Annotated in this window: 23 protein-coding genes and 1 pseudogene; 12 read left to right on the forward strand and 12 right to left on the reverse strand. The window is 71.7% G+C overall.

Features of this window, described 5'->3' with window-relative positions:
• Window positions 1-49: 49 nt before the first annotated feature.
• A complete protein-coding gene (locus ACFY8U_RS00485; RefSeq protein WP_389563720.1) occupies window positions 50-562 on the reverse strand; it encodes a hypothetical protein in 513 nt (170 codons plus the stop codon).
• A 538-nt stretch (window positions 563-1,100) separates the two neighbouring features.
• On the opposite strand from ACFY8U_RS00485, the gene ACFY8U_RS00490 reads away from it, so the two are divergent.
• On the forward strand, window positions 1,101-1,442 hold the full coding sequence (locus ACFY8U_RS00490) for a hypothetical protein (RefSeq protein WP_389563723.1): 342 nt from the start codon (window positions 1,101-1,103) through the stop codon (window positions 1,440-1,442).
• Between the two features lie 136 nt (window positions 1,443-1,578).
• On the opposite strand, the gene ACFY8U_RS00495 is transcribed toward ACFY8U_RS00490, so the two are convergent.
• Window positions 1,579-2,094, reverse strand: a complete 516-nt coding sequence (locus tag ACFY8U_RS00495; RefSeq protein ID WP_389563726.1) for a GNAT family N-acetyltransferase — start codon at window positions 2,092-2,094, stop codon at window positions 1,579-1,581.
• A 172-nt stretch (window positions 2,095-2,266) separates the two neighbouring features.
• On the opposite strand from ACFY8U_RS00495, the gene ACFY8U_RS00500 reads away from it, so the two are divergent.
• Together ACFY8U_RS00500 and ACFY8U_RS00505 are read left to right on the forward strand one after the other, a co-directional pair.
• Window positions 2,267-3,352 carry a serine hydrolase domain-containing protein gene (locus ACFY8U_RS00500; RefSeq protein ID WP_389563728.1) on the forward strand — a complete coding sequence of 362 codons (1,086 nt, stop codon included), beginning with the start codon at window positions 2,267-2,269 and terminating at the stop codon, window positions 3,350-3,352.
• Between the two features lie 249 nt (window positions 3,353-3,601).
• Window positions 3,602-4,801 (forward strand): annotated as a pseudogene (locus ACFY8U_RS00505) (IS110 family transposase).
• Window positions 4,802-5,054: 253 nt separating this feature from the next.
• On the opposite strand, the gene ACFY8U_RS00510 reads toward ACFY8U_RS00505, so the two are convergent.
• Window positions 5,055-6,233, reverse strand: coding sequence for a low temperature requirement protein A (locus ACFY8U_RS00510; protein WP_389563731.1), 1,179 nt, complete (start codon window positions 6,231-6,233; stop codon window positions 5,055-5,057).
• 143 nt (window positions 6,234-6,376) lie between these two features.
• Between ACFY8U_RS00510 and ACFY8U_RS00515 the strand changes: the two genes are divergently transcribed.
• The 4 genes from ACFY8U_RS00515 (at window position 6,377) to ACFY8U_RS00530 (ending at window position 10,758) form a co-directional block, all read left to right on the forward strand.
• A complete protein-coding gene (locus ACFY8U_RS00515; protein ID WP_389563734.1) occupies window positions 6,377-6,808 on the forward strand; it encodes a hypothetical protein in 432 nt (143 codons plus the stop codon).
• Window positions 6,809-7,020: 212 nt separating this feature from the next.
• Window positions 7,021-8,589, forward strand: a complete 1,569-nt coding sequence (locus ACFY8U_RS00520; RefSeq protein ID WP_389563736.1) for an MFS transporter — start codon at window positions 7,021-7,023, stop codon at window positions 8,587-8,589.
• Window positions 8,590-8,682: 93 nt separating this feature from the next.
• A complete protein-coding gene (locus ACFY8U_RS00525; RefSeq protein WP_389563738.1) occupies window positions 8,683-8,964 on the forward strand; it encodes a DUF3040 domain-containing protein in 282 nt (93 codons plus the stop codon).
• A 648-nt stretch (window positions 8,965-9,612) separates the two neighbouring features.
• Window positions 9,613-10,758 carry a S1 family peptidase gene (locus ACFY8U_RS00530; protein ID WP_389563740.1) on the forward strand — a complete coding sequence of 382 codons (1,146 nt, stop codon included), beginning with the start codon at window positions 9,613-9,615 and terminating at the stop codon, window positions 10,756-10,758.
• Window positions 10,759-10,872: 114 nt separating this feature from the next.
• On the opposite strand, the gene ACFY8U_RS00535 is transcribed toward ACFY8U_RS00530, so the two are convergent.
• Entirely contained in the window at window positions 10,873-11,676 is an 804-nt protein-coding gene (locus ACFY8U_RS00535) for a HEAT repeat domain-containing protein (RefSeq protein ID WP_389563743.1), read from the reverse strand.
• A gap of 141 nt (window positions 11,677-11,817) precedes the next feature.
• On the opposite strand from ACFY8U_RS00535, the gene ACFY8U_RS00540 reads away from it, so the two are divergent.
• From ACFY8U_RS00540 to ACFY8U_RS00560, 5 genes are all read left to right on the forward strand, one after another.
• Entirely contained in the window at window positions 11,818-14,064 is a 2,247-nt protein-coding gene (locus ACFY8U_RS00540; RefSeq protein WP_389563746.1) for an FUSC family protein, read from the forward strand.
• A gap of 69 nt (window positions 14,065-14,133) precedes the next feature.
• Complete coding sequence (locus tag ACFY8U_RS00545; RefSeq protein WP_389563749.1) at window positions 14,134-14,691, forward strand: HAD domain-containing protein; 558 nt, start codon at window positions 14,134-14,136, stop codon at window positions 14,689-14,691.
• Window positions 14,692-14,913: 222 nt separating this feature from the next.
• Window positions 14,914-15,936: a PI-PLC domain-containing protein gene (locus ACFY8U_RS00550; protein WP_389563752.1), complete on the forward strand. Its 1,023-nt coding sequence runs from the start codon at window positions 14,914-14,916 to the stop codon at window positions 15,934-15,936.
• Window positions 15,937-16,076: 140 nt separating this feature from the next.
• Window positions 16,077-16,595 carry a hypothetical protein gene (locus ACFY8U_RS00555; RefSeq protein WP_389563755.1) on the forward strand — a complete coding sequence of 173 codons (519 nt, stop codon included), beginning with the start codon at window positions 16,077-16,079 and terminating at the stop codon, window positions 16,593-16,595.
• Between the two features lie 81 nt (window positions 16,596-16,676).
• The gene (locus ACFY8U_RS00560; RefSeq protein WP_389563757.1) at window positions 16,677-17,279 is read left to right on the forward strand and encodes an HIT family protein; all 603 of its coding nucleotides are present in this window, start codon (window positions 16,677-16,679) and stop codon (window positions 17,277-17,279) included.
• Here the strand turns inward: ACFY8U_RS00560 and ACFY8U_RS00565 are convergent.
• From ACFY8U_RS00565 to ACFY8U_RS00600, 8 genes are all read right to left on the reverse strand, one after another.
• On the reverse strand, window positions 17,276-17,617 hold the full coding sequence (locus ACFY8U_RS00565; protein ID WP_389563760.1) for a hypothetical protein: 342 nt from the start codon (window positions 17,615-17,617) through the stop codon (window positions 17,276-17,278). The two genes, ACFY8U_RS00560 and ACFY8U_RS00565, sit on opposite strands and share 4 nt — an antisense overlap.
• Window positions 17,586-17,786 carry a hypothetical protein gene (locus ACFY8U_RS00570; RefSeq protein WP_389563762.1) on the reverse strand — a complete coding sequence of 67 codons (201 nt, stop codon included), beginning with the start codon at window positions 17,784-17,786 and terminating at the stop codon, window positions 17,586-17,588. The genes ACFY8U_RS00565 and ACFY8U_RS00570 overlap by 32 nt, the downstream gene beginning before the upstream one ends.
• Window positions 17,783-18,034 carry a hypothetical protein gene (locus ACFY8U_RS00575; RefSeq protein ID WP_389563765.1) on the reverse strand — a complete coding sequence of 84 codons (252 nt, stop codon included), beginning with the start codon at window positions 18,032-18,034 and terminating at the stop codon, window positions 17,783-17,785. Before ACFY8U_RS00575 ends, ACFY8U_RS00570 begins: the two co-directional genes overlap by 4 nt.
• Window positions 18,035-18,355: 321 nt before the next feature.
• Complete coding sequence (locus ACFY8U_RS00580; RefSeq protein WP_389563767.1) at window positions 18,356-18,928, reverse strand: dihydrofolate reductase family protein; 573 nt, start codon at window positions 18,926-18,928, stop codon at window positions 18,356-18,358.
• Between the two features lie 124 nt (window positions 18,929-19,052).
• Window positions 19,053-19,469, reverse strand: a complete 417-nt coding sequence (locus ACFY8U_RS00585) for a universal stress protein (protein WP_361608872.1) — start codon at window positions 19,467-19,469, stop codon at window positions 19,053-19,055.
• 1 nt (window position 19,470) lies between these two features.
• A complete protein-coding gene (locus tag ACFY8U_RS00590; protein ID WP_389563770.1) occupies window positions 19,471-20,985 on the reverse strand; it encodes an APC family permease in 1,515 nt (504 codons plus the stop codon).
• A 110-nt stretch (window positions 20,986-21,095) separates the two neighbouring features.
• Window positions 21,096-22,316 carry a saccharopine dehydrogenase family protein gene (locus ACFY8U_RS00595; protein ID WP_389563773.1) on the reverse strand — a complete coding sequence of 407 codons (1,221 nt, stop codon included), beginning with the start codon at window positions 22,314-22,316 and terminating at the stop codon, window positions 21,096-21,098.
• A gap of 317 nt (window positions 22,317-22,633) precedes the next feature.
• Window positions 22,634-24,310 (reverse strand): PP2C family protein-serine/threonine phosphatase, encoded by a 1,677-nt coding sequence (locus ACFY8U_RS00600; protein WP_389563776.1) that lies wholly within the window; start codon window positions 24,308-24,310, stop codon window positions 22,634-22,636.
• Window positions 24,311-24,579 lie beyond the last annotated feature (269 nt).

Genomic DNA, 24,579 nt, shown 5'->3' on the forward strand with positions numbered 1-24,579 from the left:
GTCCCAGGCCGCCGGCACCTCCGTCGGTGAAGACAGGACGGCGCAGCGGTCAGGCCGCGCGGCAGAGCGCCGGCGTGGTGGGCGGGGCCGTTGTGCGGGCCACCGTCGCGGGCGCGTGGGCAGGGGTCGCGGGCTGTGAGCGGTTGCGGGCAAAGACGACGAGGCGCAGTAGGGCGAACCGCGCGGCACCGGCGAGTGCGGAGGCGGACAGGTAGACGACCTGTTCGAGCACCGCCCCGGGCGCCGCCACCAGCAACTGCAGGACGAGCATCGCCACGCAGGTGACCGCATAACCGGCCGCCGCAGATCCGGCGGACTGCGCATGCTGGCGCCAGGTCGCGCGTCCGCCCGCCCCGAAGGTGAACCGGGCGTGCAGCTCGGTGGCGAGAAGCGTGGAGACCACGGTGACCAGGGCGTTGGCCAGGGCCCAGGGAATCCAGGAGGCGAGAGCCGCCACCGCGAAGCTGGAGGCCAGCCCCACCCCGCCGCCGCAGACGACGAAGCGCGCGAAGGCGGCGAAGGCACCTGGTGCCGCGTGCCGCCGGCTCTGCGCTGTCTCCATGATCCGACCCCCCTTTTCCTGGCTCACCCCGCGACAGGCGCCGCTCCTCGGCCCACGGGGGGCCGAAGGCAGCGCGCCTTCCATGACGCCATCATGGCGCATGTATGGCGCCATTACCAGCCCAATATGGCGCCCAGTGGCACCCGTCCACGGGGGGCGGGGGGCGACATCGGGTCCGCTGCCGACGCGAGCCCTCGCCCTCGAGTCCGGGCGAGCCCGGCAGCTCCTAGCGGCCGGTGAGTGGCGCCTCTCGCCTGCGGACGCCGAGGCCGCGGCCCGCGTTCTCGCCCGCCTCACCGCCCCGCTCCCGACCCGGCACGGAGAAGCGGCGCGGACTCGGGCGACGGACCGGGACCGGCGACTGCAACGCGTCTTCCGGACGGCCGTCCACCACCTGGACGCCGGTGCGGTCAGCCCGCCCCTCGCCGCCCTGGTCGCCGCGGTCGCCCGCGCCCTTTCGGCCTGGCAGGCGTCTCCGAACCCGTCCCCCGCGGCGGCGGCCCCAAGGTACGGAACCGTGTCGGGGACGGCGCAAGGCGTGGCACCACCACCGACCGAAGCGGGCGAAGCTCTGCTCACTGACCTGGCCTCGCTGTTCACTGCCCTCACCGCGACCCACGCGCCCGGGGTCGCCCCGGTCACACCGCCGAGAGAGACCTGGCAGGTCCAGTACGAGGGCAGATTCCGCCGCTACGGCAGACCCGCGCCGGGGGTCTGGACGGCTGAGACCGTCGGCTGCCCGGAGTGTGGGGGCAAGGACGGCCCGTGGACCGTGACCTGCGATTGGCGGCGGGTCACGCTGGGCTGTCCGTGCGGGGTGGTGAGTGACGAGCACGGGCTCTCGCTCTCCGAGACCTGGCTCGTACTGCCGGAGACCTGACGGGACTTCCACGCCGGACCGTGGCGCACGAGGTCCGTCGTTCGGCACGCCCACGGCGCCCGACCGTCGCGTCCGGCAACCGCACCAGCCCCTCAAGGACTGGGCATGCTCCCGGGAGAGAGTCGAGTGTCCGGCGTCAGCGTCGCACCAGTTCGTCCGCCAGGAGGTCCATCAGCAGGCCGTCGTGCCAGGTGCCGTCCGCACCCTTCTCGTACTGGCGCATCACGCCGACCTCGCGGAAGCCGACCTTCCTGTAGCAGCGGATCGCCGCCGCGTTGTCGGCTGCCGGATCGATCACGAGCCGGTGGTAGCCGTGATCGTCGACGAGGTGCGCGGCCAGGGTGCGTACGGCCTCGGTGCCCAGGCCGATGCCGTGCACCGAAGGGTCGAGGAAGAGGTCGATGCCGGCGTGCCGGTAGTCGGGCTCCTCCTCGGAGTACCACTGGATCATCCCGACGATCCTGCCCTCGTGACGGACCGTCAGACAGCGGACATCGGGGTCCTCCAGATCGGCGGCGACCTCCGCCGCCAGGTCCTCCTCGCCGCGCCATCGCTCCCGTACCTCCGGTGTGGCCCGGATGGCCGCGAGGGCGGGGACGTCCTCGGCGACGGCGGTGCGGAGGACGACGGAGGCGCCGTACAACTCGGTCATGTCCCGGACTCTACGCCCCGGCATCCGGCGTCTCCCTCCCCGCTTGCACCACGCCCGGCGTCGGACCCGGCCCGGAACCGCGCCGTGACTCCTGCTCAGGTCGGACGGCCCGGGTGGGAAATCATCATCAGGGATCAGTCACCGACCGCCGGGCGGCGCCATGCTGGCGTTCGTGACAGACGAACTCGGCGAACTCGCACAGCGCACCGCGGACCGGCTCACCCCACGGCACGTCGGCGTGGTGGTGGCCGCCGTCGCCGGGGACCGCGTCGCGATCAGGGGCGCGGGTCGTACGGCTACGGACCACGGCGGCACTCCGGGCCCGGACACGCTGTTCGAGATCGGCTCGGTGACCAAGACGTTCACCGCGCTCGCCCTGGCTCGGATGGCGACGACAGGAACCGTACGGCTCGACGATCCGCTGTCCGAGCTGCTGTCCGGGCTTCTGCCCCACGGCACGGCAGTGCCGTCCCGCGACGGCGAGACGATCACCCTGCGGCATCTGGCCACCCACACATCGGGGCTGCCCCGTCTGCCCAAGGGCATGCTGCTCAAGGCGCTGTTGCGTCCCGGCACGCCGGATCCGTACGCCGACTGCACCGCCGACGTCCTGCTGTCCGGCCTGGCCCGCACCCGCCTCGGCGCCGCCCCGGGCCGGCGGTTCCGATACTCGAACCTCGGGGCGGGCCTGCTCGGCCTGGCTCTCGCCAACAGGTCCGGTAAGGATTACGAGCGGCTGATCACGGACCTGATCTGCGCCCCGCTCGGCATGACGGACACGACCGTGACGGTGGACGGCTCCCGTACGGCGAGAGCGGCGCAGGGACATGATCCCCGCCGACGGCCCCGTCCGCCCTGGCACCTGGCCGACCTGGCCGGAGCGGGGGCGCTGCGCTCGACGGCGGCCGACCTGGTCACGTACCTCAGGGCCCAGTGGGACGAGGCGCCCGCCGAACTCGCGGAGGCGGTCCGTCTCACCCGGGAGGTCGAGCACCGCCGCAACCCCTTCGCCTGGGTGCACCTCGGCTGGATGGCGCACCGGCTCCACCCCCGCCAGGGCGGCCACGTCCAGATCTGGCACAACGGCGGCACAGGCGGCTTCAGTTCCTTCGCGGGCTTCGATCCTGAGAAGAGCGTCGCCGTCGCCGTCCTGAGCAACACCCGGCGTACGGTGGACAAACCGGCGTTCGAACTCCTCCGCACGTTGCAGGCATCGCACACCTCGGAGCTTCGCCCCTCCGGAGACCCGCACTCCTGAGACCGCCCCCCGTTACCGTCTTCGTTGGCTCCGCAATGGGGCTACCGGCCTTCGGGTCCGGCATGACTTCCCCCCTTGTTGTTGATGATCCGGGGGTTGTGTCACCGGGTCCGGAGGCATCGACGGACCGCTGATGAGGGGCTTGAGCACCGGTTTCACCCAGGCCTGAAGAGCTCTCCGTAACGTGGATGTGGCAGCTCGGTGCCGAGGCGAGGCCGGACGAAAGCGTGATGGAGGGGCCTGCACGTGATCGACACCGGCGACATCGGCGTCTTCCTCAGCCTGGACATCGGCAAGGGCGAACACCACGCCACCGCCGTCACCCCGGCCGGGAAGAAGGCGCGTTCGACAAGCGGCGGCCCAACACCGAGCCGAAGCTCCGCGAGTTGTTCGCGAAACTGAAGGCGAAGCACGGGACAGTGCTGGTCGTGGTCGACCAGCCGGCCTCGAACGGCGCCCTGCCGCTGGCGGTCGCGCGGGACATGGGCTGCCCGGTCGCCTACCTTCCCGGTCTGACGATGCGACGGATCGCCGACCTCTACCCGGGTGAGGCCAAGACGGACGCGAGGGACGCGTTCATCATCGCGGACGCGGCCCGCGCGATGCCGCACACGCTGCGGGCGATCGACGGCGAGGACGAGACGATCGCCGAGCTGGATGATCGTCGGGTTCGACGACGACCTGGCCGGCGAGGCGACTCGGGTCGCGAACCGGCTGCACGGCCTGCTGACCCAGATCCATCCGTCGCTGGAACGGGTGCTGGGGCCGCGGTTGCAGCACCCGGCCGTCCTCACGCTGCTGGAACGGTTCGGATCACCGGCACAGATCCGCAAGGCGGGCCGGCGGCGGCTGGTCACCCTCCTGCGGCCGAAGGCGCCGAGGATGGCCGAGGGGCTGGTCGAGGACATCTACACCGCCCTGGACGAGCAGACGGTCACCGTCCCGGGGACCGAGGCGGCCGCGCTGATCGTCCCGAGCCTGGCCGCTTCGCTGACAGCGGTGCTTGAACAGCGGAAACTGCTGGCCGGGCGGATCGAGGAACTGCTGGAGGCCCACCCTCTTTCGAAAGTCTTGACGTCGATGCCGGGGGTCGGCGTCAAGACCGGAGCCCGCATCCTGATCGAGGTCGGTGACGGCAGCACCTTCCCGACCGCCGGTCACCTCGCCGCCTACGCCGGTCTCGCCCCGGCGACCCGGAGCTCGGGGTCTTCGATCCGCGGCGAACAACCGTCCAGGCGGGGAAACAAGCAGCTCAAACGGGCTTTCTTCCTTTCCGCGTTCGCGGCCCTGGGTGACCCGGCATCGCGGGCCTACTACGACAAGAAGATCGCCCAGGGAAAGCACCACACCCAGGCCCTGCTCTGCCTAGCCCGGCGCCGGGCCGACGTCCTTTTCGCGATGCTCCGCGACGGAGCCTTCTACGAATCCCGGCCCCCCACCTCAGGCTGATCGTCATCGCGAACGCCGCAGACCGGGCAGTCCCATTCGTCGAGACAGTCGATCACGACAGGGTGACTACAGAAGACGCACGGACGCATGCCCTCATCGACTGATACCTGCCCACGCGCTTCATCGCTCATGGCAGGCAGAGTGCCAGACGGCCTCCCGACCGGCACCCACCACCTTGACCAAACACATAGACCCCCCCCCGCGCCAGCACCCCTGAGACCGCACTTCCGAGCGTGGGTCCCTTCCTCGGGCCTCACGCGAAGCGCTTCTCGTAGATCCAGTTCCAGCGCGCCACCAGGACGAGTGCCCACACCAGCGCTCCCGGCGCCCACCTCCCGGCGAAGGCGGCGAGGAGCAGGGGCGCCGCGACCATGGGCAGTCCGACCGCCACGATCCACCGAGTGCCCCGCCCCGACAGCGCGCCGGCCAGCACCCCGACGCCCAGGAACACGGCGATGGCGCCGCACATCAGCCAGCGCATCCCGTGCGGCACCCGCCCCTCCGCGTGCTCCACGGCCCCGCCGAGCGCGGCGGCCAGGGACGCGAGGGCTCCCGTCGCCACGCAGTGCAGGGGCAGCGAGAACCGGGGTGGCAGCACCCCGGAGCCAAGGAGAGGCACCCCGCTCGACCGGCGTACCGCCAGCGCCCACAGCGCCAGCAGCAGCGCGAAGGAACCCACCGCCAGGGTGCACAGCCTCGCGTTCCACTCGGCCTCGGAGGCCGCGTCCACACCCTGCGCGACGCCTTCGCCGATCACGATCAGGGTGAACAGGCCGAGCCGCTCGTCCAGATGGCGCGGATCGAAACGGGCGGCCCGCGGGAGCGTGCCGGCCGCCTCGCGGCGCCGGGTGCGCTCTCCCTGGTCCTTCTGGAGCTGCTCCATGACCCGGTTCCTCGACAGGGCGAACGTGAAGCCGAGATCGATGAGGAGCCCGGCCGCCCACAGCCAGTACCGGTCGGGCCCGTCGGCCCACAGCGAGACGATCCATGGCACGACGCCGGCCGAGAGCTGCGCCATCGGCCAGTCCGCCGGGACCTCGCCCCGCGCCTGCCACACCCGTGAGGCGAGCATGCGGACGAGGACATAGGCCAGGGCGAAGGCGTCCGCGTGCTCCGAGCGGACCTCGGGCACTGCCGCGGCCATGACCGCGAGCCCGAACATGCCGGTGAGCACGGTGCGGGTGTGCACCTTGTCCGCCGCCACGTTCCCGTACGTCGTGAAGCACATCCACGCCGTCCAGAACGCCAGGTAGAGCACGCTGTACAGGGCGAGGTCGGCGTGGCCGGGGGTGCCGTGCAGCAGGTGCGCCAACTGGGCGACGCCTGCGACGGCAATCAGGTCGAAGAACAACTCCAGCCACGAGGCGTGCCGTTCGGACTCGCCGGTGGAGTCCGGGGGCCGGGCGGACGTGGCGGCAGGCTGAACGGTCATGACGGCGAGTATCGGACGAATCACCCGCGAGTCCCGGGCGGTGCGCCACTCGCCGCGCCGCTGTGGCCTAATGACAGAACCCGGGAGCGGCCGTCTCGGCGTACGGGGTCGCGGCCCGACAGACCAGGAGCGATGAGGGATCGATGACGCTGAACGAGGGACGCCGGGTGCGGCTGGCGGCCGAACTGAGGCTGACCGGCTCGTTGACCGTGGCCGAGAGCCCCCACGTCCGCGCGGATGTCTCCGCCGACGGGGACGCCTCGGCGAGCGGGGGCTCCGTCACCGGTTCCTTGTCCCTGGGGGCCGGTATCGAGGGCACCGTCGAACGGGTCGACTCGTACGAGAACGAGCAGAGTCACGAGGTCCGCGAGTACATCCGGCTCACGTCGCTCCTCGACGACTTCGGTCCCCAGATGCCCGTGGGGAGCCGAGGTCGACTCGAGGAGCAGATCGCCTCGTTGGAGCCTGCGTGGCAGGCGTACCAGGGGCAGAGGGACCGCGTGACGGTCCGTGTGCTTCTCGACAGCGGCTTCGTCCTCGATGACGTACCCGGGGAGCTCTTCACCACCCTCTGACCGCCGCTCCGGGGCTGCCTCGGCGGAGGCGGACCGGGGCGACAGCTGACGGCGTGTCGCGGGAGTGGTCCGACTCCGCATCGCCCGAACGGTGGCGATCTTGTGGTGAAACGTCCCGTCGCCAGCATCCTGAACACGTCGCCCAGGTCCATGGAGGTGTGTTCTCTCCCGGTCGGGGCACACGAGCGAGGCGCCCGACCGGAGAGGGAGTCATGAGCGGGGAATCGAATCCGGCAACCGTGCCCGGCTCCACCGGCACCGTGACCACCGCAGTTCCGGCCCGACTGGACCGCCTGCCGTGGTCACGCTGGCACTGGATGATCGTGATCGGTCTCGGCACCGTCTGGATCCTGGACGGACTCGAGGTCACGATCGTCGGTAACATCGCCGGCCGCCTCGCCGAGGAGGGCAGCGGTCTGGACATCACCGCCGCCCAGGTCACCGGAACCGCAGCCGCCCTCTACGTGGCGGGCGCGTGTTCCGGAGCACTGTTCTTCGGCTGGCTGACCGACCGTTACGGCCGCAAGAAGCTCTTCATGGTGACGCTCGCGGTCTATCTCGCGGCGACCGCGCTCACCGCCCTGTCGTTCGATTCCTGGTGGTTCTTCCTCTGCCGCTTCTTCACCGGCTTCGGTATCGGGGGTGAGTACGCGGCCATCAACTCCGCGATCGACGAACTGATCCCGTCCACGTACCGTGGCCGGGTCGATCTGATCATCAACGGCAGCTACTGGCTCGGAGCCATCGGCGGCGCTCTGCTCTCCATCGTCATGCTGGACACCGACATCTTCGCCATCGACATGGGCTGGCGGCTCAGCTTCGCCCTCGGGGTGGTCCTCGGGCTGGTGATCCTGCTGGTCCGGCGGAATGTGCCGGAGAGTCCACGGTGGCAGTTCATCCACGGCCGTGGCGAGGAGGCCGAGAAACTGGTCTCCTCCGTCGAGCGGGACATCGAGCGGGAGCACGGCCGGCCGCTGCCGCCACCGCAGAGCGAGATCACCATCCACGAGCGCCGCAGCATCGGGTTCGGACTGATCGCGAAAACGGTCTTCACCCGCTATCCGCGCCGCGCCGTGCTCGGTCTGTCGCTCTTCATCGGCCAGGCGTTCCTCTACAACGCCATCACCTTCGGCTTCGGCACGATCCTCACCACGTTCTTCGACGTACCGACGGGCAGCACGGGCTACTACTTCGCCGTCATCGCCGCCGGAAACTTCCTGGGCCCCCTGTTCCTCGGCAAGCTGTTCGACACGGTCGGGCGCCGCATCATGATCTCGTCCACGTACATCCTGTCGGGTGTGCTGCTGTTCGGTACGGCATGGCTCTTCGACAGCGACGTACTCACGGCCTCCACGCTCACCGCCTGCTGGTGCGTGGTGCTGTTCTTCGCGTCGGCCGGCGCGTCGAGCGCGTACCTCACCGTCTCGGAGGTCTTCCCGATGGAGACCCGGGCGATGGCCATCGCGTTCTTCTACGCCATCGGTACGGCCGCCGGCGGTATCAGCGGCCCCCTGATCTTCGCCAGCCTCACCGAGTCCGGAGTCCCGTCCGAGACGGTCCTGGCCTTCCAGATCGGCGCGGGCCTGATGTGCGCGGCGGGCCTCGTGGCCGCGTTCCTCGCCGTGAAGGCGGAACGCCGTTCGCTGGAGGACATCGCGGAGCCGCTGTCGGTGGCGCACGGCACGGATTCCACGAGGACGCCGAGCGGCTCGACGGGCTCGACGGGCTCGACGGGCCACGGCCCGCAGGGGCCGCCCTCGGGCGACGCCCCCACCGCATAGCGCCCCCTCGGCGCCCGCCTGGCCAGGACAGCCCGCGGCCGAGCGGGAATACTTGAGGGTGCGGGGGAACGGAGGCGAACCGAGGCGGTCGTCATGAGTCACCCCGCGGATGACCAGCGCATACTTGCCGAGATCGAGCAGGACCTCAGCCGCGACGATCCGGCGCTCGTGGCCTTGGTGGACGCGCTGAACCAGCAGTTCCCCAAGCAGCCGACGCCGTCCGGCGAGGTCCGCGCCTCACGGCGACATCGCGCGCGTGTCGTGGCGGCGGTCGTCCTGGCCGTCATCGCCATCCTTGGGCTGATCCTGATCGCTGTCCTGAGCGCCCCGGCCACACCCCCCGACGTGAACAACGGGATCCCTTCGACCTGGTGACCGTTCGCCCGCTCGGTACGAGGGTCGGCGGCCCGGCGACCGCGGAACGGCGGCAAGAGCCTGCGGCCTTGCCGGGCAGGGGCGGCTCGCCGTCCGCGTTTCGCGCGAACTCCTCCTGAACGGGGCCCGGTCGAGCCCTGACACCTCGCCTACGCAGGGCCAGGGCGGCTGACGACCGGTTCATGCCCCGTCGACCTCCGCCGACACGGTCCGGCGAGGAGCAGACCCGTCGCGTTCTCGCGGTCCTCCACGAGGGCTGCGCCTCCGGCCCCGGGATGGCCGTGGCGCCCCGCCTGGCGCCTCACCAGCCCCGATGCCCCGCCGACTTCCACGTCGGCCTCGCCCCGGCCACGCAGATCGCCGGGGCCTCACCCCTCGCGCGCAACCCCTCCCTGTCTGACCAGCCGCATGGCGGCCCCACCCCTGGTCGCCCGAACTGGCACTCCTGTCATGTTCGTTGGACCTACGCCATGCCTTCACGAGCGAGTTCCGGACTCCACCGCTACGCCCTTCCGCGCGTCGCCGACGACTCGTCACCGGACGGCCTGTTCCTGGTATGGACCTGACAAGCCATTCCCGTTAGCGTGGCGCCCTGAAGCGTTCTGAGAGCGCTCTCATGCGTACGACTCCCCCACATCTGGAGGCTTCGTGAAACGCACCATCAGACCCCTGCCCGCCGTCTTCGCCGCCCTGCTGATCACCGTCGGCCTCGGCGCCGCCCATGCCGTGCCGGCGCAGGCCGCTCCCCCGCCCGTGCCGCCCTCCGCGTCAGCCGGACTTCTGGACGCCATGCGGCGGGATCTCGGACTGACGGCCGAGCAGGCCGAAGAGCGGCTGCGGGCCGAGAAGGCCGCGGCGGGCGTCGAGGAGGACGCTCGCCGGGCCGCCGGCCCGGACTACGGCGGTTCGTGGTTCGACCCGGCGGCCGGCCGGCTCGTCGTCGCGCTCACCGACCGGTCCGAAGAGGCCGAGGTGCGCGCCTTGGGCGCCGGGACCCGGCTGGTCCGGCACAGTGCCGCCACGCTGGACCGGGCCAAGTCCCGGCTGGACGCGCTCGCCGCCCCGGCGGGCGTCGCCGGCTGGCACGTCGACCCCCGGGCCAACAGCGTCGTCGTCACCGTCGTCCGGTCCGAGCGTTCCGCGCCCGCCGTACGCGCGTTCGTCGAGCGGGCCCGCGCGACCGCCCCCGTGACCGTCACCGAGACGGCCCAGGCGCCGCGCACGTACGCCGCCGGAACGGTCGGCGGCGACCCGTACTACACCGGCAACGTCCGCTGCTCGATCGGCTTCTCCGTGCACGGCGGATTCGTGACGGCCGGGCACTGCGGACGGGCCGGGGCCGCGGTGCGTGGCTGGGACGGCTCCGCGATGGGCACCTTCCAGGGCTCCTCGTTCCCCGGTGACGACTACGCCTACGTGAGCATCCACAGCGGCTGGTGGACCGTGCCCGTGGTCCTCGGCTGGGGCACCGTCCCGGACCGGCTCGTCCGCGGCTCCGCGGTGGCGCCGGTAGGCTCGTCGATCTGCCGTTCGGGCTCCACGACGCGGTGGCACTGCGGCACCGTCCTCGCGATGAACGAGACGGTCAACTACAGCCAGGGCGCCGTCCACCAGATGACCAAGACCAGCGTCTGCGCCGAGGGCGGCGACTCGGGTGGTGCGTTCATCAGCGGGGACCAGGCCCAGGGTGTCACGTCCGGCGGTTGGGGCAACTGCTCGTCCGGCGGCGAGACGTGGTTCCAGCCGGTCAACGAGATCCTCGGCCGGTACGGCCTGACCCTGCACACCGCCTGACACACCGTCGGCAAGCCTCAGGGCCTCCCTGGAACGGACACCGTTCCAGGGAGGCCTGGGGGCGACCACGAACTGCGACGGCGGACGCGAGTGCCAGGCGCCAGGCCTCAGGCGTCACTCGGACTCGCGCACCGCCTCCACCGCCTCCCGGACCTCCGCGTGCACGTCGTCCGCCAGCGCGTCCAGCAGCTCGCCGACCCCCGGGGTGGACCAACCGGCGACCGCCCACACCAGGTCCTCCCGGACCCCGGGGTCGGGGTGGGCGGCGAGGTGGGCCAGTCGGTCGAGCGGGCCCTTGCGGCGCATCCCGAACCAGTGCAGTGCCTGCCGCAGCGCCGCGGGGTCGCCCGGGTCCCCGGCTGCCGCGATGCCGGCGAGCAGCATCCTGACCGGTGGCGGCGGGCCGTCCAGCGGGTGCGGCAGCCGCTCTCTCAGGCGCCGCGCCCCGTACCCTCCGCGCACCCGGCAGCCGAAGCAGGTGCAGGGGCGCGTGCCGTGCGCGTCCGGTCGGTACCGCCACCCCGCCACCTGCGGCGCGGTACGGATCCGGTGGACCTCGCGCGGCCGGATCGCCCGGGGTACGAACACCTCCCACCCACGCGGATCGTCCAGCGCGGCGATGCGCCGCACCGCCTGGGCGGCGGGAACGGTGGACCGGGTGTGCCGCGCCCGGTCCGCGTAGTGCCCGACCAGTACGTCCTCGTCGTCGTCCAGCCGTACGTGGACGGCCACAAGCCCGCCCCTGCCGCCGAACCGGGCCAGTTCACGGAGCCACTGGTGGGTGAGGGTGTAGGACGGCAGCACCGGGAAGCAGTAGACACCGCGCACGTCGCCCTGCCCGTGGCTCGCCGCCCGGATCCCGGACCGCCTGATACGGGGCGCGTTCGCCGCCGACGTCACGTGCACGAACATCGCCATGGCCTGGATGCTAGGCCACCGTACCCAGCCCCCCGCCGGCAGCCGATCGACTCCGGGGGCACCCCGTCGCGTATGGGCGGGCGGAGGCCAACCGGACGAGCCGGACGCGCCGGACCCGCCGGGGCGGGTGATGCTGGTGGTATGGGTGGCGTTCCCAAGCTGCGGCTGCCGGCCGCCTATGCGGCGACGGCACGGCGGTCGGTGCGGGTCACGCTCGCCGCGAGCGCCGGCTTCTACCTGTTCCTGTACGGCTTCGACTCCGCCGTCGCCGCCACCTACGCGCTCTTCGCCGCCGTCGCGATGGCCGGCCTGTCGCACATCCCCGGCACCGGGCGGCAGCGGGCCGCGATCCTGCTGCCTGCGGTGCCTGTCTGCTGGGTGCTGATCACGATCGGCACGTATCTCTCCGTACGGACGTGGAGCGCCGCCGTCGGCATGCTGGTCATCGGCTTCGTGCTGGCCTTCATCGCCGTGGGCGGCCCCCGCCCGGCCGGCGCCGCGCCGGGGCTGCAGCTGATGTACATCCTGCCGTCCTTCCCGCCGTACGACCCCGGCTCGCTCGGCGATCGCCTGGTGGGCGCGACGGTCGGTCTCGCCCTGCTGATCCTCGCCGAGGCGTTTCTGCTCCCCGATCACCCGCCGACCGTTCCGTACCGGGAGCGCGCCGCCCGGGCCGCCGACTGCGCGGAGCGCTTCGCCGGCGCGCTGGCCTCTCCGCCGTACGCGCTCTCCGAAACGACCCTGCGCGCGGCGCGGCCACTCAGCAACGGCCTGCGGTCCTCGCAGGTTCCGGAGGCCGAGCGGCCGGCGGGGCCGAGCGTACGGGACCGGGCCCTGGCCCACACCGGGCTTGCGGCCCGCACGCTGCTGGCGCGGCTGGCCATGCTCCAGCCACTGCCCGGCAACCCCACGTCCACGGATGTCGGGCTGGACGTGCTGCGCGCCGTACGGGACACCGCGCGGGAGACCGCGGTCCGCCTGCGGGGCGGGCGGTCCGGCACCGCCGCGCACGCCGAACTGTGGCGGGTGCGGCAGGCGCTGGCAGCGGAGCCTCCGGACGGGCGTGCCGTGCCCGCCGAGCTGCGCCGCCATGCGGCGGCCCTGGAGGTGGCGGACGCCGCGCTGGCGATGTCCACCGCCGCGGACATCGCCGTACGGGGGCGGGCGGCCGCGGCGACGGCGGCGCCGGGGCGGTTCTGGTACGCGCGGATGCGGGCGCCGGCGCTGTGGTGGCGGCGGCTGACGGGCCATCTGGGGCAGCGCTCCGTCTTCTTCCAGAACGCCGTACGCATCAGCCTGGCGCTGGCAGCGGCCCGGGCGATCGCCGGTCTCGACACGCTCCCGCACGGCTTCTGGCTGCTCCTCGCCACCCTCACCCTGACCCGGACGACGGCCCGGGAGACGAGGAGCACGGTGCGGGTGGCGCTCACCGGGACGCTCGTCGGTGCGCTGATCGCGGCCACGCTGCTGGCGCTCGTCGGGACGGACATCGAGGTGTACGCGGCAGCGCTGCCCCCGCTGATGCTGGTCACCTTCACCCTGGGTCCGGTGAAGGGCGTGGGCTGGTCGCAGGCGATGTTCACGGTCGTCATCGCCCTGGTCTTCGCGCAGCTGGCACCCGCGACCTGGCAGCTCGCGGAGTTCCGGCTCCTGGACGTGCTGGCCGGCAGCGCGATCGGCGCCGTGTTCGGTCTGCTCGCCTGGCCCCGGGGCGCCCATGACGAACTGCGGCGCTCGGTGGCGACCCTGCTGCGCCATGCCGCGGAGACCGCGGCGGAGACGACCGCCCAGGTCGCCGCGGGCGGGACACGCGTACCACTGCTGACGGCGCCTGGGCACCGGTCGCTGCAACACGCGCTGATCATGGCGGAGGCGGCGTACGCGCAGTACCAGAGCGAGCCGAAGGGGTTGGCGGTACCCTCCGGCCGGTACGACTGGCAGGCCACGCTCATGGCCGGCCACCACACGCTGTGGGGCGCCGATCGGCTGCTCGTACCGCCCGAGCCGGTCGTCGTGGCGCCGCTGGACCGGGATCCGACCGAGGCGGTCACCCGGATCGGAGACCGGGTGGCGGCGGGCATGCTGCTGGTCTCCGCGCGCCTGGACCCGACCGGCGACACCCCGGACACCACCGTGCCGCTCCGGGCCCGGACCTTCGACGACTTCTCCGCCGAACCGCCGGGCGCGCCATGGCAGTACTACGCGGCGGTGTCGTGGCTGGACTCGCTGGTGACGGACCTGGAACGGATCACGGGCGAGCTCGGGGACCGGAAGGATCGGGACAGCGCGCGGGCCACGGCAGCGGAGACACCCGACCGGGGTACGGAAACGTCCGCAAGCCGCCCGGAACGGCCGGACGGCGGAAAGGGCGCGGCGACGGGCCCTTGAGGCTCTGCGTCGCCCACCGGCGGCGCCACGACGGAAGGCGACTTCGGCGAGAGGGATACCGTGGGTGACGTGGCCGATTCCGTAAGCCCCCTGCCCCTCCTCTTCCTCGACGTCGACGGGCCGCTCATTCCCTTCGGAGCGGCGCCGCACGAGTACCCGGCGTACGAGGGTGGCCCCGCGCTGCGGGAGACCTCCGCGAACCCGCTTCTGGCCAGGATCGATCCCGCGCACGGACCTCGGCTGGCGGCGCTGCCCTGCGCGCTGGTGTGGGCCACGACCTGGATGTCCGACGCGAACGACTGCGTCGCGCCACGTCTGGGGCTGCCCCGCCTGCCCGTGGTGAACTGGCCCGAGCCGTCCGCGGTCGATGAGCGGGACGAGCGGAACGGTCTGCACTGGAAGACCCGCGCTCTGGCCGACTGGGCAGCGGGGCGCCCGTTCGTCTGGGTCGACGACGAGATCACCGACCGCGATCGCGCCTGGGTCGCCGCCCACCACCAAGGTCAGGCGCTGCTCCATCGAGTCGATGCGCGCCGGGGGCTCAGGGACGCCGATTTCGCCACGCTCCAGGTGTGGTTGGAGCGGGCGAGCGCGCTCGGCTGCCCGCCGGCGACGCTGCCGGGGTGACACCCCGGACGTTCGCGTGACGTCGGATATCGGCCGTACACGTCCGCTGGGGGGCGAATCGGCGGTCCGCGCGCTACCCTCCGGCGCATGATTGGCATGAGCATGCAGCGGCGGGGAGCACATGGGCGCTTCCGAACAGCCGCACCAGCACCCGGCCCACGAGCCGCCCGCGCCGCTTCCCTGCGAAGAACCGGCCGGTACTCCTTCGTACTCCTCCTCCTGTTGACCCTCCTGGGCACGCCTGCTCTGGCGACCGCCTCGGCTCCGGCGGCCGCCCCCTCCGCCGGATCCCAGGCCGCCGGAACCTCAGTCGCCGGATCCCAGGCCGCCGGTACCCCCGTCGGGGCCGCCTCGGCGGCCGCGCGTTGGGGCGACCGCCGCCTCGACGAGGTCTCCTTCCTCACCACCCACAACGCGTTCACCAACTACGAGGACTCCCGCTGGAGTTCGGCGAACCAGTCCGAGTCGATCCGCGCCCAGCTGAACAACGGCGTCCGCGGCCTGAGCCTGGACACGCACTGGTACGAGCGCAGCACCTGGCTGTGCGTGATCAGCTTCGGCAGCGACTGCTACCCCAGCGACGTGTACCTGTGCCACGGCGAGTGCAAGACCTTCGCCGGAGCCACGTACGCCCTTCCCCGGCAGTCCTTCCACGGCACGATGCAGACCGTGGTGGACTTCCTCGCCGCCAACCCCCAGGAGGTCGTGACCGTCTTCCTCGAGGACTACGTCGGCGCCGACCAGCTGCGGAACTCCCTCGGCAGGGTCAGAGGACTGCCCGAGCTGCTCTTCCGGCCCGACGCGTGGAACGTGCGGCAGCAGGGCTGGCCCAAGGTCGCCGACCTCGTCACGGCCGGGAAGCGGCTGCTGATCTTCTCCGACCGCCCGGACCGCGAGCACCTGGGCGTCATGTACGACCGGTCCTGGACGGTCAGCAACTTCTGGAGCCTCGGGGACATGGGCAACGACCTCGCCTGCGTCACCCGCTGGTCCGACGTGCCCTTGGACCGCCAGGAGCCGGGGTTCCGGCGGCTGTTCACGATGAGCCACCATCGCAACGTGCCGACGGTCCTCACGGCGGCCCTCGACAACGGCGCCAAGCTGAGGAACCGGATCGCCGAGCGGTGCCGGCCCGCGGCCGGTGGCCGTGACCCGAACTTCGTCTCCGTCGACTTCCACCGCCTCTCGGACAACAGCGGTCACACACCCGCCTCGATCGTCGCGGAGCTCAACGCGCGTCCCTGACGGACGACCGACCCTGGGGATCCGCCCGACCGGCGGACGGTCTGGCGGATCCCCTCCCCCTCCCCCGGGCCGGGTGTGGTTACCGGCTCCGGACGATCCCGGCGGGCATGCTGAGGGACACGACCGCGGAAGGGGATCGAGTGACCGAGCATGCACGGTCGGGGGCACCGTCCGAGGCCACGACCAGCACTCTTGCGAGCCGGCTCAAGGAGCGCATCTACGCGACGATCACGATGATCGCCGTGATCGTGGGCCTGACCGCCGGTCATGCCGGACCGGCGGGGGCGGCGGCGACCGTCGTGACGACGGCGCTCGCGCTGTGGATGGCCGCGTTCACCGCGGACCAGCAGGCCCACCGCACGGTGCACCGCAGCTTCGCCACGGGCAGCGAACTGCGCCGCATGCTCTACGTCAGCAGCCCGCTCCTCTCCTGCGCGGTGGCTCCGAGCGTGATGATCGCTCTCGCCGCGCTCGGGACCATGAGCCTCCACACGGCGCTCCTGACGGCGGCGGGGCTGGCCATCGCCTCGCTCTTCCTCTGGGGCTTCATCGGCGGCCTGCGCATGGGCGGCGGCCGGCTCCTCGCCCTGATCGCGGGCGCCGTCGACGCGGCGATCGGCGTGGCCATCGCCCTGGTGAAGGCCGGCGCCGGTCACTGAGCTCGCTGAGTCCCGCCGACCGGAGCTGAACGCTCCGCAGTCCACCCCCACGAGCCGTACACACTGTGCGAGGCTCTGGCCATGAGCGTCGAACCCAGCGAATTCGTCCAGCGGTTGCCGATCGGCGAGCGGATCTCCCTGCCGGAAGGCGGCATCCCGTTCTGGGAGGTCTTCCCTTACGAGGGTGACCTCCGCATCCGTGTGCTCGACGAGCCCGTACTGCCCGAACCGCCCCGCAAGGGCGAGGACGGCGAGGAGTGCCCCGGCTGCGTGGACACCGAGGGGCCGACGCTGTGGAGTGACGAGCACTGGAAGGTACGCGGCTTCGCGGAGCCGGCGGGCGTACCGGCGCAGGTGATGCTCCTTCCGCACGACCACGGCGACCTGGCGGACCTGGCGCCGGAACGGGCGGCGCAGTTGGGCGGCATGCTGCAGCGCGTGGAGCGCGCGCTGATGTCCCTCGACGGGATCGCGCGCGTGCACATCAACCGCTGGGGCGACGGTGGTTCGCACTTCCACGTGTGGTTCTTCGCCCGACCTGCCGGCATGCTGCAGCTGCGCGGAACCTGTCTGCCCCTCTGGAGCGACGTGCTGCCGAAGGTCCCGGCGGAGGAGTGGCAGGAGACGAACCGCCGCATCGCCCAGGCCTTGGCCGCCGAGGGAGGAACGGCTCACGTCGTCTAGACGACCCCGAAGCCGGCCGACGTGTCCGACCCGCAGCGCGGCTGCGGGCCGGTGAGCACGCGGACGTCGAAGTCGTCGAAGGGGAAGCTCTGCAGGAGGACGAGTTCCGCGCCCTCGGTGTCCAGGCTCCAGTAGTCGACGACCGGGGGCACGCCGTACTCGCGCAGCACGGAGCGACGGTCCGCGCCGGTCGGCGGCGGCAGGCCGGGGGCGGTGCCGAGCACCCGGCGGGCGCAGTCCAGCAGCGCAGGGTGGTACTCGTCGAGGCTGCCGCCGACCGTGCCGGCATCCTCGACGAAGTCGACGTCACCCGGCTCGTCGTAGAGGCAGCAGTTCACGCTCCGGCAGCGGCGGTTCCGTACGAGCTCCGCGTAGAGCCGGGGATCCGAAGATGCTGCTGTCGGCGATGACACGAAACAGGGACGCGTCGAGCCCCACGACGCCGGTGCCCTCGCCCGAGGTGGCGACCAGGGCCGTCACGACGTCCGCCGCGCCGTTGTCGATCACCGCCCGTCCGAAGCCGGCGAGGCCGGCGTCCGGCTTCGCGCTCTGCCGGGGCCGCGCGCGAGGTCGCGGATCCAGCGGACGAGTCCCGGGTTGGACATGACCGCGTGGATGAGCCGGTCGGTTTCCTCCGCCTGGCGCTGCTCCCGTCGCTCGCCCCGTACGTACTCCGCGAGGATCTGGGCCGGATCGGTGACGAACTGCTCCCGGAGGAGGAAGTCCGCCGCCATCGCCTTGAAGAGGGCCTCCACCCGTCACGCTGCCGCGGCATCGCTCAGTGCCGCTTCCCTCGCTCCTGAAGGCCCACGCCACGCCTGCTCTCACTCGTCGCAACGTCGCCACCCTCCCGCGCACCCGGCCGGGAGGGGCGGGCACGGCCGGTGCCCGACGGCGCCCGGCGGCGCCCGAACCGGAATGTGTCCACCGTGCCACGGTGAACAGCGCAGGCCGGACGGGTGGCCACGGAAGATTCGCAGGTGGACGTACCTCTGGCGCGCGGCCATCCCGCTTGCGGCGCCGCCCGCCCAGCCGCGGCTGGGCGGGCGGCGCTGCGGGCGAGCCCGGGAGCGCGGTCAGCGGACGACGTCGAAGACGTTCTTCTGCAGGCCGTTGGCGTACACCTCGTGCTCGACCAGCTTCAGCTTCTGGGCGTCCTTGTCCGTGGCGCTGAAGAGTCGCTTGCCCGCGCCGAGCAGGAACGGGAAGACCAGCAGGTGGTAGCGGTCGATCAGGCCGGCGTCCGACAGCGCCTGGTTCAGGGTGGCGCTGCCGTGGACGATGATCGGGCCGCCGTCGGTCTCCTTGAGCGCGGCGACGTCGTCGAGCGAGCGCAGGATCGTGGTCTCGCCCCAGTTCGTGACCAGGTCGTCCTCGGTGAGGGTGGTGGAGACGACGTACTTCGGCATCACCTTGTAGTCGGCGAAGTCCTCCATGTCGGGCCACACCGCGCTGAAGGCCTCGTAGCTGGTCCGGCCGAGCATGATCGCCGTGGCCTCCTTCTGCTCACGGCCCTTGATCTCGTACGCCTCGGGGAGGAACTCGATGTCCTTGAAGGTCCACCCGGAGTTCCGGTAGCCGGGCTCGCCGCCCGGCCCCTCCACGACGCCGTCGAGCGAGATGAAGGCGGTGCTGATCAGAGTACGCATCGTGGAATCCTCGGTGTCTCGTCGTGTGCCCGGCGGGTCGGCCGGTAACCCATCATGATCTCTGACTGCGGGTCACGGCGAAACTCATCGGTCGGCTCCGGACACCGTCTCCGTCCCGCCCGCCTCATTCCTCCGGCGGGACGCACAGCACAGGGACGGTCGACATGTGAAGGAGCTTGTGAGGCGTCGAGCCCAGCAGCGCGCCTCGCATGGGGCTTTCGCCCCAGCTGCCCACCACGATCACGCGTGCGCCATGGCGGTTCGCCGCGTCGATCAGGGCCGGCGCCGGCTTGTCGTCGATCACCTCGACGGTGGTCGGGACCCCCGCGCGGTCGGCCTCCGTGACCGCGTGTTCCAGGCCGATCCGGCCGGCCTGACGGACGGCCTCGTGGTGGGACGCGTACTCCTCGCCCGTCGGGCCGGGGGCCGCGGCGCCGTAGACCAGTACGAGCCGCTCGTCGAACGCGGCGGCCACCTCGACCGCGATGCGCAGCGCGCGGGCGGCGCCTGGTGATTCGTCGTAGCCCAGAACGACCGACATCTCAGGTCTCCTTGCCGTGGCCGTGGCCGTCGCCGTGGACCAGTTCGGGGTCCGCCACGCTCGGGCGCTCCTGCCAGAACGCGGGGGCCCGCAGGCGCCATACGAGCATGATGACCACACCGGTGACAGCGATGCCGATGCCGATGACGAGCGGCGGGCCGAGGCCGAACCACGACGTGCCGCTGTAGGAGTTCTCCGGGTCCGACATGTCGGAGACGGATCGCACGAGGAGCCAGATCAGCAGCCCGGCGCCGACCAGGGGGCCCAGGCCGATCAGCAGGAAGTTGTGGACGCTCTCGAAGAGGTGGCGGCGGTAGTAGACCGCGCAGGCCAGGCCCGTGAGCGCGTAGTAGAACGCGATCAGCAGCGACAGCGCGGTGAGCGAGTCGTAGAGGGCGTTCTCGCTGATCTGGCTCACCACGAGGTACCAGGCGATGGCGATCCCCGCGACCCACCACGTGCTGATGTCGGGGGTGCGGAATCGGGGGCTGATGTGACCGTAGTGGGCGGGCAGCGCACGGCGGCGTGCCATGGACAGGGCGGTGCGCGAGGCCGGGATGATCGTCGTCTGGGTGGAGGCGATGGCGGAGGTGGAGACGGCGAGGAGCAGGACCCAGTCCCAGCCGCCCAGTACGTCCCCGGCGAGCTGGGCGAAGATGAACTCCTCCTCGCCGGCGTTCTCGGCCAGGAACGTCGGACCGGCGTAGGCGACGACCGCGAAGCCCACGGACACGTACGTCACGAGCAGGATGACGGTCGACCAGAGGCCGGCCTTGCCCGGAGCGGTCGCGGAGTCCTCCACCTCTTCGGTGAGGTTGACCGCCGATTCCCATCCCCAGTAGATGAAGACACCGAGCAGGAGCCCGCCGGTCAGCGCCGCACCGCCGGCACCGAACGGGTTCAGCCAGCTGAATTCGGGGTCGACCGACGGGTACTTGCTCGTGCCGGCGTAGACGCTGTAGATCGCCACGACCACGAAGATCAGCAGGCAGGCGACCTGCGCCAGGATGAGGACGTTCTGCACCTTGGCCGACAGCTCGGTGCCGATGACGCACACGGCCGTCATCACCAGGATGACCAGCACGGTGAGCAGTTGGCGTACGAAGGTGTTGTCCACCCAGCTGTCGAGGCCGAAGGCGAGCAGGGCGAAGCTCACGGCCACGTCGGCGAGCGAGCCGACGACCAGGACTCCGGTCATCGCGATCGCCCAGCCGCCGAGCCAGCCGGCCCACGGGCCCATGGCGCGCGTGACCCAAGAGAACGTCGTACCGCAGTCCTGGTCGACCTTGTTCAGGTAGTAGAAGGCCGAGGCGATCAGCAGCATCGGCACGAAGGACGCGAACATCACGCCCGGCGCATAGATCCCGACCAGGGCGACGATCGGCCCGATGACGGCCGCGAGCGAGTAGGCGGGGGAGGTCGAGTTGAGCCCGATGACGAGCGCATCGACAAAACCGATCGCGTTGGCTTTCAGACCCTGGGGGCGCCCGGCGGGCGCGGCATCCTCGGCGGCCATGTTCCCTCGCTCCCGTCGAGCCAGACAGAACAGCGAGACCTGACGCCTTCATCGTAGGTAGGCCCGTCCGTCCCTGCATGCGCACGTGGGCCGACCGTGTCGGAGCGCTGTCACTGCTCGCGCATGCCCCATGGCGCGCCGTACTCCGTGAGCAGGTCGAGGAAGGGCTGCGGCTCCATCGCCTCGGGGCCGAGGACGCCCCGGCCGTGCCAGGCGCCGGACGCGACGAGTTCGAGCGCGGCCACGGGGTTGATGGCGGTCTGCCACACGACGGCCTGGGAGCCGTACTCGCGCATCGACCACTCGTTGTCGACCACGTGGTAGAGGTAGACCTCCCGGGGCCGGCCGTCCTTGGTTCCCTTCACCCAGGTGCCCGCGCACGTCTTGCCGCTCATCCGGTCGCCGAGGGTCGCCGGATCGGGCAGACAGGCGGCGACGACGTCACGCGGCGAGACGGCGACCTTGCCCGTGGCGCCGTCCACGGTCACCGGGTCCGTGCTGTCGAGCCCCAGTTTGTGGAGGGTGCGCAGGACGCCGATGAACTCGTCGCCGAGGCCGTACTTGAACGTGACCCGCCGGGCCTTCAGCCACCTGGGGACCAGCAGCACCTCCTCGTGCTCGACGTTGACGCACTCCACCGGTCCGATGCCCTCCGGGAAGTCGAAGACCTCCGGTTCGCTGAAGGGTGCGGTGGTGAACCAGCCGCGCCCCTCCTCGTAGACGACGGGCGGGTTGAGGCACTCCTCGATCGTCGTCCAGATGCTGAAGGACGGTGCGAAGTCGTAGCCGTGGACGACGAGGTCGGCGCCGTCGCGGATGCCGATCTCCTCGATCTCGTCGAAGAGCGTGTCGGAGGCGTGGCGGGCGAAGACGTCGGAGAGGCCCGGCTCCACGCCCATGCCCACGAGCGCGAGCCGGTCGGCCGCCTCCCACTCGGCCGAGCGAGCGAACTGCTCGTCCCCCAGCTTGACGCCGCACTCCTCGTACGGCCGCGAAGGGTGGGGCCGGGACAGGGACATGGCCATGTCGAGGTAGTGGGCGCGCTCGGCGAGCGCGGCCTCGAAGAGGGGCAGGACGAAGCGTGGATCGGTGGCGTTGAGGAGGACGTCGCAGCGGTGCTCGGCCAGGGCCGCCCGGACCCCGTGCGCGTCCGAGGCGTCGAGCCGGGCCGCGGAGAATCTGCGCTCGTCCGCCCCGAGGGCGGCGACGGCCGCCTCGGCCCGCGTCAGGTCGTAGTCGGCGACGACGATGTGTTCGAAGAAGGAGCGGCGGGCCGCGATCCTGGTGATCGCCGTGCCCACGCCTCCCGCCCCCACCATGAGGATGCGCATCGTGCAGCACTCCTTCGTTCCGCCTCCGCCCCGCCGGGGCGCGGCACGACCCCTCGCGTCACCTCCGATGATGCCGCGTCCTTCCCGGTTCAGCGCGTAGGCGTCGTACGCGGCGGTTCCGCGGAGGCGTCGCTCGCGCGGTTCCGCGAAGGTGTTGTACGTGTCGGTTCCGCGTCAGGTGTCGTACGCGGCGGTTCCGCGGAGGCGTCGCTCGCGTCGGTTCCACGAAGGTGCTGTACGCGTTGGTTCCGCGTACGCGTCGTACGCGGCGCTTCGCGTCCGGTGCGCAGTGGGGAGGGGAGCGGGCGTCGGCTCGCTCAGTCCACCCGGATCGCCAGCAGGCATGCGTCGTCCTCCTGGCCCGCGATCCCGGGGTCGGCCACCAAAGTGTCGATCAGCCGGGGTGGCTCCAGCGTGGCCGACGCCGCCACGGCGTGCGCCAGACGGTCGATCCCGACGGTCACGTCCTCGTCCCGGCGCTCGACCATGCCGTCGGTGTACAGCACCAGCAGGTCGCCGGTGCGAAGCGGTACCGACGAGGTCTCGTACGCGTACCCCGGCAGCGCTCCGAGGAGCGGGCCACGGTGGTCCGCGTCGAGCGGCTCGACGTTGCCGTCGCGCAGAAGCAGTGGGGCGGGGTGGCCGGCGTCGGCCCAGTGCAGGGTCTTGTCGTGGTCGATGTGGCCGGCCACGACGGTGGCCGTCTGCCCTGCCGGGTCGCTGCACACCAGTTCGTTCAGCCAGGTCGTGATCTCCCCGGCGGACGCGCCTGTCTGGGCCAGGCCCGCCAGGGCGTGCCGCTGCTGCGCCATACGTGCCACGGCTTCCAGACCGTGCCCCGAGGCGTCGCCGATCGCCACGAGCACCCGGCCGTCGGGCAGCAGCCTGCACTTGTACCAGTCGCCGCCCACGGCCGCGTCGGGCTCCGCCGGCCGGTAGGAGGCCGCCACGGTGAGACCGACCGCCGCCAGCGCCTCCGGCACCGTGGGGAGAATCGCCTCGCGCAGCGCGTCCGCGACCCTCCGCTCCGCCTCCGTACGCCTCCGCAGCAGGTCCGACTCCCGTTCCGTCTCCGCCAGTCGCCGCCTGCTGCGGATCTGCGGGGTGAGGTCGCGTGCCACGAGGTTGACGGCCCACGGCCGGCCGTCCGTGCCGGCGACCGGCCGCCCCAGAAGGTCGAGCGTGCGGAGCTCTCCGAGCACGAGGAAGCGGATCCGTGTCCAGGCGGGCTCTTCGCCCGCGAGCACCGAGGTGAGGAATTCGGAGAACGCCGTCAGATCGTCCGGCAGCAGCGCGTCGCACAGCTGCTCCAGTGACCACGGCATGCGTACTTCGGCGTGGAAGATGCGGCTGAGCCCCTCCGACCAGGTCACCTTCCCCGAGAGCAGATCCCAGTTTCCCCACCCCATCGACGCCAGGTACTGCGCGTCGATGGTGAGCAGTTCCGCCTGGCTCTGTACGGGTCGCCAGGTCGCCAGCACCTGTTCACCGCAGCGGGCCGCGGAGTAGAGCAGCGGGGTCCGGTGGATCCGGCCGAGCCGCTCCTCCGTGTAGTCGACCACCCGCCCGTCCAGGGGCCTGCCGGTGTCCACCACATCGGCCAGGGCCGCCAGCAGGCCGGAGTGCGCCGCGCCGGGGCGCGCCTCCAGGAACCGCTGTCCGACCAGGTGGTCCGGCGGCTCCAGCCAGTCCGCCGACCGTACGCGGTTGCCTGCCACGATCCGGAAGTCGAGGACGGCGTCGGCCTCGTCCCACACGGGTTCGAGGAGTACGGCCGAAGCGGGGATCGCGGGGAGCACCGTACACACCCCGCTGCCGCCCGGCTCATGTGTGCTGCACAGACACCGGGGTGCCCCGTCCGAGCCGACGTGGGGTGGCAGCACGGCCAGGGACTGCACCGGCGACGCCAGCTCCGTACCGGTCGGGCCGCCCAGCTGACTCCCCGTGGTCCGGCGCACCGTGGCGCGCAGGGAGGAGATCTCTCGGTCGATCATGCTTTTGAGGGCGTCGACGCTGTCGGGCAAGGGAAAACTCATCGTTCGCCTCCGCGAACCGCATGACGTGTCGCTCACCCCGAGTCCGGCGACCGTCGCTCGTCTCCACTGACCACTCGACTGCCGGCGGCCGGTGCAGAGAACTGGCCCCCTTGCCGCCACCAGGGCAGATACCCGCGCGACGCCCGTTCATGCGGCACCGCGGACCTCGCCGCGAGCCTCGGACCCCGCTGCGGACCTCGCCGTGGACCTCGCCGCGGACCGGCGCT

The organism is Streptomyces sp. NPDC012508 (assembly GCF_042902595.1).
Lineage (GTDB): Bacteria > Actinomycetota > Actinomycetes > Streptomycetales > Streptomycetaceae > Streptomyces.

Excerpts from the sequence above, each read along its gene's own strand:
- ACFY8U_RS00485 (WP_389563720.1), bottom strand. The coding sequence starts at position 562 with ATGGAGACAGCGCAGAGCCGGCGGCACGCGGCACCAGGTGCCTTCGCC.
- ACFY8U_RS00495 (WP_389563726.1), bottom strand. The coding sequence starts at position 2,094 with ATGACCGAGTTGTACGGCGCCTCCGTCGTCCTCCGCACCGCCGTCGCC.
- ACFY8U_RS00510 (WP_389563731.1), bottom strand. The coding sequence starts at position 6,233 with ATGACCGTTCAGCCTGCCGCCACGTCCGCCCGGCCCCCGGACTCCACC.
- ACFY8U_RS00515 (WP_389563734.1), top strand. The coding sequence starts at position 6,377 with ATGACGCTGAACGAGGGACGCCGGGTGCGGCTGGCGGCCGAACTGAGG.
- ACFY8U_RS00520 (WP_389563736.1), top strand. The coding sequence starts at position 7,021 with ATGAGCGGGGAATCGAATCCGGCAACCGTGCCCGGCTCCACCGGCACC.
- ACFY8U_RS00525 (WP_389563738.1), top strand. The coding sequence starts at position 8,683 with ATGAGTCACCCCGCGGATGACCAGCGCATACTTGCCGAGATCGAGCAG.
- ACFY8U_RS00535 (WP_389563743.1), bottom strand. The coding sequence starts at position 11,676 with ATGGCGATGTTCGTGCACGTGACGTCGGCGGCGAACGCGCCCCGTATC.
- ACFY8U_RS00540 (WP_389563746.1), top strand. The coding sequence starts at position 11,818 with ATGGGTGGCGTTCCCAAGCTGCGGCTGCCGGCCGCCTATGCGGCGACG.
- ACFY8U_RS00560 (WP_389563757.1), top strand. The coding sequence starts at position 16,677 with ATGAGCGTCGAACCCAGCGAATTCGTCCAGCGGTTGCCGATCGGCGAG.
- ACFY8U_RS00580 (WP_389563767.1), bottom strand. The coding sequence starts at position 18,928 with ATGCGTACTCTGATCAGCACCGCCTTCATCTCGCTCGACGGCGTCGTG.
- ACFY8U_RS00585 (WP_361608872.1), bottom strand. The coding sequence starts at position 19,469 with ATGTCGGTCGTTCTGGGCTACGACGAATCACCAGGCGCCGCCCGCGCG.
- ACFY8U_RS00590 (WP_389563770.1), bottom strand. The coding sequence starts at position 20,985 with ATGGCCGCCGAGGATGCCGCGCCCGCCGGGCGCCCCCAGGGTCTGAAA.
- ACFY8U_RS00595 (WP_389563773.1), bottom strand. The coding sequence starts at position 22,316 with ATGCGCATCCTCATGGTGGGGGCGGGAGGCGTGGGCACGGCGATCACC.
- ACFY8U_RS00600 (WP_389563776.1), bottom strand. The coding sequence starts at position 24,310 with ATGATCGACCGAGAGATCTCCTCCCTGCGCGCCACGGTGCGCCGGACC.